This window comes from Dyadobacter sp. CY261 (assembly GCF_021440085.1).
GTDB lineage: Bacteria > Bacteroidota > Bacteroidia > Cytophagales > Spirosomataceae > Dyadobacter.
Genome location: NZ_JAKCPW010000018.1, coordinates 94,553 through 101,835, shown reverse-complemented (window position 1 = coordinate 101,835; position 7,283 = coordinate 94,553). Strand labels below are relative to the sequence as shown.

Here is a 7,283-nt window from a genome sequence, read left to right as displayed (position 1 = left end):
TGTGAATTTCCTCCGGCTTTGTTTCATTTTCTCATCGGTTTAATGTCAAGTTACTAAACTTAACCGATGGCCTCAATTTTGGGGAGTATTACAAATCCGGCAGGCTATCAACAAGTTTGGGCAGATCAATGCTTTGGTGAATATCGCGGGCGCCGTACCGCAGGTCAATTTGTTTGAAATGACTGACAAGCAATGGGATGATAGCATGCAGGTAAAATTCCATAGTGCCAGAAGGCTTTCGATCCAGGCTTGGCCACACCTTCGGCAAACCCGTGCTTATATAAAACCTACCTTCCTCATATCTATGACTATTTCCCAAAAATATCAAACAGCTTCGAGAAAGTGGTATAGTTTCTCAGTGACTTTGTAGTGCTGCTTTGGGCATCATCGAGCACAACTTTCCCGTTTTCGTCGGTGACGTATTCGTAGATTGAGCCGTCCCCATGTGCATGAACGCGGTACTTCCGAAGGAAAATCCAACATAAACATCCGATGAGAAACAACAGTCCCGGAAAAAAAAGAATGTATATGTTGTCGCTTAACTGACGTTGGTAGCTACTTTTTAAATAAATAACATCGGAATGCCGACTATATAAGACTGGCGCAGGTTTACCCTGCGATACGGAAGCGAACTCTTCAACCGAAATGCCGCCTGTTTGTGTTCGCACAATCGTATTCCCGGTTTGGTCTGTAAAACGGAATTCGAGGTTGTCGGCCGATTTTTTAAGAACGACAGCCTCTGCGGCTACACCATTCTTTTCAACATCTTTCAGGTCGGCATAATCGATGTACCACCAATAGCATACAGCGATACTGGTGAAGAAAAACAGCGAGAACAGGCGGAACCCCAGGGTATTATATTTTCGTAGTACGAAAAAATAATAGGCCATCAAGAAGATTCCAACGCAAATGGTCTGAAGAGTGCTCATGGTATGGTATCGAGGGGGTTTTCGGAGAGATCTTTGTCAATCAGTTGCTTGAACCGTTCGATGCCCTCAGTCGAAGTCAACTTATTGTTAGATGCAAACAGCCAACGTACATTCGGAACGCCGCTTAGTGTTTCCAGAGTTGTAATCTGATTGTCCGAAATATCAAGTCTGTCAATTTTTGTAGATTTCAGCCCGCTCATGTCCGACAATCCGCAGTTTCTCAGGTAAAGATCTCCAAGCTCCGGAAGTTGGGAAAATAAATCCAATTCCCGGATCGGATGATTGGAAATATTGAGCGCTGTGACATGGCCTTTCTGAACACAGATCCGAAAGGTGGAAGTCGTATCGGCGACATGCCAGTGTTCTGTGAAAGTCGCGTTGCTTAAATGAAGCCCGGCTCCGCCGATGATTTTGGTGAGAGCCACCTTTTCGCTGGCATCGAGCCGGTTGAAGTTGTAGTCATACTGCCCCGTTCGCGCCTTGCCTCTGTTCATTTCTATGGAGAAACCCACCGCGAAAATACTCAGACCAAATGCGCAAAAACCCAGCGATACAATGGCTATGAATTTATGTTCGCCAAATCCCTTCACCGCCCACCATGCTGCCAGTACGTATAGCAGTGCACAAGCCAAAAGCAGAGGGATCGCCAGGAAGTCGGGTATTTTTTTGATTAATGAGTTAGGTTCGGTCAGTCCTATTGTAAAAGAATATCCTAAAAAAGCGGTAACAAGCAATACGATCAATAAACTACGAATGGCCATAGTCAACGGATTTTAATTTAGTTTGACCAATTTGGAAATTGTGCTTTAAGCTGATCGTCCAGTTCGTCGGCCCACAGCTCGAGATCGATGATGCAGGTCGTAAGTTCCTGGTAATCCATTCCTCTGATGTCGCGCTCGTAAGTTGCATAAACTGTTTGCGTATTGGGTGCTATACATAATTTGACACCAAGCCTCTTGTCGTTCAGTTCGAGTAGATGACGGTAGAAATTCAGCAGATTGTTGGCCGGGATTTCAAGAAGCGGAGAAAAAATCCGCAGGTAATCCCGGCGACCGCCATTGTCAAAATTGATGGTTTGAATATACACCTCTATCGTCGCCGAGCCGTTTTTCCAGATCCAGTTGTTGTTTTTGGGGTTGTAGGTTTTTTCTTTGGTCAATCCTATCGACTCAACATAGTTTTGAATCATAAAAGTGACGCGGTTGTATTGTTCGTTCTGCAACGCTGCCTGAGCATCTTCGGGTTTGGCAGGCGTCGGGTTTTTGATAGGTTCCATGGAAAGTGATGGTTAATGTGGAATAATTGAGTTTAATGAAAGGTATCAACCTCCATAGTGGCGCTCCAAGTTGGTGGAACCCGCGAATTCTTCTTTTACCGACAGATTGTAAAGCTTTTTGAACGTGCTGCGTGCGGCCAGCACATCGGGGCGGATGGTATCCAGGGCTTTCTTCATCGCGAATTTTCCGTTCACATTGTCGGTCCAGAAGCCGTCCCCCAGGCCCAGGCTACTGTTAACGATGAGCGTCAGCAGTCCGTTATCCTTCGTGGCCCGATCCGACAAATCAGCAATCTCCCAGGCGATCGACAAGTATTTCAATGATTTTATCCGATCCTGCTTGATGTTAAATGCAGGGTTATCCTGCGCGTAAATCACTGCCAGTTTTACGTAAGCCAACGGATCCATGTACAGATTGAGTGACGCTTCAAGTGCGTCAACCGCCTTCTTTCCAGCTGCGGGATTATTTTCAGGAAGTGGTACTTTGAGAAAACTATAATAGGAAGCGAGGCCTTTCCTGACATTTTTTTCAGCCGGCGACGCTGTGATTTTTTGTACTGCATTAAAATCAAGGGCCTTAACCTGATCTCTGGTTGTGAGGTAGTTTTTAAGATCCAGGGCTGAATTGGGTACTACTTCCGGGTTTCCAAAAAGGCCGAGTAGGGTACTTAGTGTAAACATTAAAGTTGTCATCAGTAGAGTAATTATAGGTTTATGAATGGAATTAGGCTGCTCAATGATTCGCTGTGGAAATGCGTGCGCGACAAGGCGGTCCTGGTCTGCGGGTCATAATGTACCCAATAGTCATAAAGCTGCTTCCCCGGTTTCTTCGGATCACTTTCTTTAAAATGAAGGAATACCCTGTTATCGGCGGAAATAAAAACACTATGGATAATGGTTTCCTTAAAGAAGGGCAGGTCGAATTCCCTGATTGACTTACCAGTAACGCTATTGACAATACGTACGCTATTTTGAGAGCCATCTGCGTGCCGTGAAATAATAGTCAGTTGGTCAGCAGTCTCTGAAAGCTGGCCGAGCGGGAAATGACCATCGATGCGCCATAGCTCTTTTTGCGTAAATGGATCGATCCGTCTTACAAATGAGTTGGTTCTTTCAAAAAACCGGTCTTTGCCGAGAGGAAAATAGGTGCCTTCTGTAACGCCGCGATATAGTTCCTTCCCGGTTTCGAGAGAAACAATCTGAAACGAATGGCCCTCTCCAATTTTTTGTTCCGGGTTGACTACCATTACCTTATCACCGGAAACGACGGGTCTGTGTTCAATGATAGTAATCTGTTTGACAGGTGGCAAGAACCAAACTGTTTCATTCGTGAGCCAGTTTTTTGCTGTGATGCCAATTTGTAGGGTCGTGTCAGTAGCGCCCTCTTTATTCCTGATAACACTACCATAAAGCGGTTTGGTGGTAATGTAAAGCTGATCGGTGAATGCCATGCCCGTATACAGGCTCGACGGGTGGGTTAGGGCATCTGGCTGCGGGGAGACTTTCCGGGTGGTCCTGCCGTTAACCGGGTTGATAAAATATACTGTCGATTCTCCCGGTTCATACATCAGCAACTCATTGTCTGTTTGGCCGATCAGCTCACCCGAGAAGTTGATACTCCACAACATTTTCGCCGTCTTGCGGTCATATCCGGTAACCTCGGACCTTCCCGACGCCTTTCTCCACAACCCGGTGATGATGGATGGATCCGGAGATGCCTCATAGATCGGTCCGTCAGGGAACGGCACCGGGGTGGCCATCGGTTCGACTTCTGCGTTGGCGCCGAAATACGGTTTAGGAGCAGAATCGGGAATGTATTCGCGAAAAAAGCCTATTCCTGCCATCAAAAGAGCGGAGAGCACCACAAGCGCGGCGATCACTTTAATCATCATTTTTATTTTTTGTCAAAATGTATTGTTCACATGGGCATATGATGCTACCAACTGCTTCCGGCACCACCGCCGCCGGAGCTTCCGCCTCCCCAGCTACTGCTGCTGCTTGACGACGAGCTGCCCGACGATCCGCTCCACGAAGTGCTGCCGGACGACGAATAGGTGTGGGACGAATTGGTGCTTGAAGGAGTAGCTGCAACGATCATTGCAATGCTGTATGCTGTTTCGCGGTGATGGCCGCACGCTTTACAGGTGTAGTCTTTCATGCCGCTTCCTTCCTGATCTTTCGTTGCTTCCTTCACAATCCGGTCACCTGTGAAGTGCATGGCTTTCGAATTACATCTGTCGCAGTGTTCGTACTTCGTTACAGCCATGTCTTCATACCCAACTATCTGCATAACATAATGGTCTTCATTTCGCCATACATCATAGTCGACGGTTTCCAGCTCCTGTTCTACTTTTTGATAGTCTGATAGAAAGGCTTCCCGTCCCTTCTTTTCTGTTTTGGTAAGCACAAAGCCGTCTGATGTTTGGCGAGGATGGTTCCGCAGGTGATCGAGTACCTTGTTATCCCGGATTTTCAGCCAGATAAAAGGGATTGGAAAAACCACCATGTTCAGCCAGTTGTTTAGGCCGGATGCTTTTTCGCGGGAGTATCTTTCCGGTTCAGTCGAGGCCGAAAAAAGCTTCTCGAAAGCATTTTTTCTCCTCCTGCGACCATCCCACGCAACCGCACCGGCGTACACGTACATGATCGTCAATATTTGCCAGCCCTGCAAAGACAATGGCGCGCGCAATTCGATGACAATCCAGCCGAGAATTAACGGAAACACCATACGCAGCGCAAAACCCCAGGCCCATCGCCCTTTGGCTTGTGACACAGCCTTTTCGATCTGATCCGCAACCGGATTTCTTTTTTTCGCTAAAAACGCAATTCCTCTGAACACAAACAGGCACGGAACCAACAGCAGGAAAACCACAAATACGCCCGAATCTTCGAGTGGCTGACCTGCATGGTATTTGGAGCTGTCGTATACCTCTGCTTTGGCCTCAGGTTCGCTGATTAACCGTGCGATCTCTCTGGACCCATCGATTACCGCACCATCGAAATTGCCGGTTTTAGCCTGCGGGACCATTTTTTCAACCTGAATCCTTTTGCAAACCGCGTCAGGAAGAATACCTTCCAGGCCATAACCGGTTTCCATCTCTATCCGGTGCTGATCTTTGACGAGCAATACCAGCAGGCCGTTGTTTTTCTGCTGATACCCCAGTCCCCATTTTTTGAATAATGCCGTAGCAAAGTCCTTAGGAACTGCCTCGCCGATCGAATTGACACATACAACGGCCACTTGTGCGGTGGTGGAATCTTCCAGGGTTCTGAGTATCGCGTTGATCTGCGTCACAGCATCGGCACTCAGGATCTGGTCAGGGTTGCTGACGTAATCCGGGCTGCTGTTTTTCTTGGGATTGGGAACTGTCTCAATCGTGTAGGTCTGTGCATAGCCGTAAAATCCCGACAGCAAAAGTAGAAACAACAAACAGATCCGGTTTAGTGCAGTAGTTTGATTCATGGCAGATTATTTTTTTGCAGTCGAGGGGCGGCCCGATGAATAAATTCCATTTTTATCACTGGCTTGCACGTATCCGGTTTCCTTGAAAGTAGCGACGTCAGCGCCTTCTACAATGAAATTACTGTAATAGACGTGGTCCTTATCTTTCGCATAATTTTTGTCAATGCCTTTAAATGTAGCAAGATCAACATTTTCCATCTTGCTCCAATTCGTATACTGGCCCAATACCAGGCCCCAGGCTGCATTTTTGTCAGCAAAATTGAAATCCGACACCTTCCTGAACGTGCCGCCATCTGCACCGCTAATCGGCTGATCCTGAAAATACACATAGTGCCGGTCATAAGTCAGATATTGGCCATTAAACATCGGTACAAAAGAGAATGTAGCGGGATCTGCACCTTCCAGGACGTATACATCTTTGAAAACGCTTTTGCTGTCATGTGCATAGGGACTGCCCTGCATGGTTACTTCCGGCCTGGTTTCACTTGGATCAGGAACAATTTTGAAATTTGCGCCGTCGCGGCTGATCAGCTGATCTCTGGAATACCCATGCGTTTTATCTTTTGAGTATCCTCCCGACAGGTACACGAAGGTGGCAGGATCGGCTTCGGGGATGATGCTTGTAAGGTAAAAAGCGTGATTTTTATCTTTTCCAAAATCGTCGTTTATGGCTATGAACGACTTTGCATCCGCTTCGCCAATAACGGTGCGGGATGCCGGAAAACCCCTGTAAATGACCACTTCGCCTTTTTCAATCCGATAGCCTTTCCGGCTGCCTGGCCCGCAGCTCAGCAGATACACACCGATGATGATTAATAAAATATAAATAATTGGGGCCATCTTTTTCATGATACCATTTCTATTTTCTGTTCCGACCCCACATCATGGATCTTCTGTGTTTTCCGGATCAAAACTGGCATAAAAAGCCAGGCTTATTTTGCATGCTTGATAAACGGGGAGAATCGAATGGAAACTGGTGGAATTGACTTTATATAAAGTGAAGATGAAGAATCTATTAGTAAAGTAAGACAGCACTGGTCACGTGATGCCCTCAATTCCAGATTATGTTAGAAGAACCGTACGGAATAGACAGGTTTTGGAATCCTGGGATGTTTCCCTTCTTTGCTTGATGACTGACGTTCGTGATTTTTCTTGTATGCAAACGGATCGGTACTGGGAGCAGCATAGAGAGCTGTGCGGCATTTGTCTATGGGCAATTCATCCGTAGAAACAACAGTATCTTGAAGCAATAAAAGGTACACAGCCAAATAAATTTCCAAACTTTTGCAAGAGGTCCAAGAGTAGATCCTTCATAAAACGCCTTGTCGATTCTAAATATGTTCTATAAAAAGAGCTCTATTTTTGAACTTCATGCTCGTTACAGCCGGACTAGCCTAAAACCGCGTCTTAACCGCCTATGAACATGTGCGTACTGAAATTGAGATGGGTGGTGGCACCTATTCAACCGAACAGGCCGTCCGCGACAGCAATATTGTGACTGGACAGACTTGGCAATCACACCCTGACTTCTATCGCGAAATCTTTACCTGTTTCAAAGAAGTGGAAGTGATGGAAGATTAATTGAGTAAACGACAGTGGTTTGCAGAATGACATC

General features: G+C 46.4%; 8 protein-coding genes and 1 pseudogene. 2 read left to right on the top strand and 7 right to left on the bottom strand.

The genetic code is table 11. The features are described from left to right. The first annotated feature begins 136 nt into the window (after positions 1 to 136). Complete coding sequence (locus LZD49_RS36200) at positions 137 to 370, top strand: hypothetical protein (protein WP_409021367.1); 234 nt, start codon at positions 137 to 139, stop codon at positions 368 to 370. On the opposite strand, the gene LZD49_RS31315 is transcribed toward LZD49_RS36200, so the two are convergent. The 7 genes from LZD49_RS31315 to LZD49_RS31285 are packed head-to-tail and all read right to left on the bottom strand — an operon-like array spanning position 309 to position 6,517. Then, positions 309 to 929 carry a hypothetical protein gene (locus LZD49_RS31315; RefSeq protein ID WP_234672081.1) on the bottom strand — a complete coding sequence of 207 codons (621 nt, stop codon included), beginning with the start codon at positions 927 to 929 and terminating at the stop codon, positions 309 to 311. The two genes, LZD49_RS36200 and LZD49_RS31315, sit on opposite strands and share 62 nt — an antisense overlap. Beyond that, the gene (locus LZD49_RS31310; RefSeq protein WP_234672079.1) at positions 926 to 1,690 is read right to left on the bottom strand and encodes a hypothetical protein; all 765 of its coding nucleotides are present in this window, start codon (positions 1,688 to 1,690) and stop codon (positions 926 to 928) included. Before LZD49_RS31310 ends, LZD49_RS31315 begins: the two co-directional genes overlap by 4 nt. A gap of 17 nt (positions 1,691 to 1,707) precedes the next feature. Beyond that, positions 1,708 to 2,205 (bottom strand): YbjN domain-containing protein, encoded by a 498-nt coding sequence (locus LZD49_RS31305; RefSeq protein ID WP_234672077.1) that lies wholly within the window; start codon positions 2,203 to 2,205, stop codon positions 1,708 to 1,710. A gap of 45 nt (positions 2,206 to 2,250) precedes the next feature. Continuing rightward, the gene (locus tag LZD49_RS31300; RefSeq protein ID WP_234672075.1) at positions 2,251 to 2,898 is read right to left on the bottom strand and encodes a hypothetical protein; all 648 of its coding nucleotides are present in this window, start codon (positions 2,896 to 2,898) and stop codon (positions 2,251 to 2,253) included. Positions 2,899 to 2,909: 11 nt separating this feature from the next. Beyond that, positions 2,910 to 4,097 carry a hypothetical protein gene (locus LZD49_RS31295; RefSeq protein WP_234672074.1) on the bottom strand — a complete coding sequence of 396 codons (1,188 nt, stop codon included), beginning with the start codon at positions 4,095 to 4,097 and terminating at the stop codon, positions 2,910 to 2,912. Positions 4,098 to 4,141: 44 nt separating this feature from the next. Continuing rightward, on the bottom strand, positions 4,142 to 5,668 hold the full coding sequence (locus tag LZD49_RS31290) for a YgcG family protein (protein WP_234672073.1): 1,527 nt from the start codon (positions 5,666 to 5,668) through the stop codon (positions 4,142 to 4,144). Between the two features lie 6 nt (positions 5,669 to 5,674). After that, on the bottom strand, positions 5,675 to 6,517 hold the full coding sequence (locus LZD49_RS31285) for a DKNYY domain-containing protein (protein WP_234672072.1): 843 nt from the start codon (positions 6,515 to 6,517) through the stop codon (positions 5,675 to 5,677). Positions 6,518 to 7,081: 564 nt separating this feature from the next. Between LZD49_RS31285 and LZD49_RS31280 the strand changes: the two are divergent. After that, positions 7,082 to 7,249 (top strand): annotated as a pseudogene (locus LZD49_RS31280) (DJ-1/PfpI family protein); the annotation flags it as partial. Positions 7,250 to 7,283: the final 34 nt, after the last annotated feature.

Bases quoted from the DNA above. Each gene is read 5' to 3' on its own strand.
- LZD49_RS31315 (WP_234672081.1), bottom strand. From the start codon at position 929: ATGAGCACTCTTCAGACCATTTGCGTTGGAATCTTCTTGATGGCCTAT.
- LZD49_RS31290 (WP_234672073.1), bottom strand. From the start codon at position 5,668: ATGAATCAAACTACTGCACTAAACCGGATCTGTTTGTTGTTTCTACTT.
- LZD49_RS31295 (WP_234672074.1), bottom strand. From the start codon at position 4,097: ATGATGATTAAAGTGATCGCCGCGCTTGTGGTGCTCTCCGCTCTTTTG.
- LZD49_RS31300 (WP_234672075.1), bottom strand. From the start codon at position 2,898: ATGACAACTTTAATGTTTACACTAAGTACCCTACTCGGCCTTTTTGGA.
- LZD49_RS31285 (WP_234672072.1), bottom strand. From the start codon at position 6,517: ATGAAAAAGATGGCCCCAATTATTTATATTTTATTAATCATCATCGGT.
- LZD49_RS31305 (WP_234672077.1), bottom strand. From the start codon at position 2,205: ATGGAACCTATCAAAAACCCGACGCCTGCCAAACCCGAAGATGCTCAG.
- LZD49_RS31310 (WP_234672079.1), bottom strand. From the start codon at position 1,690: ATGGCCATTCGTAGTTTATTGATCGTATTGCTTGTTACCGCTTTTTTA.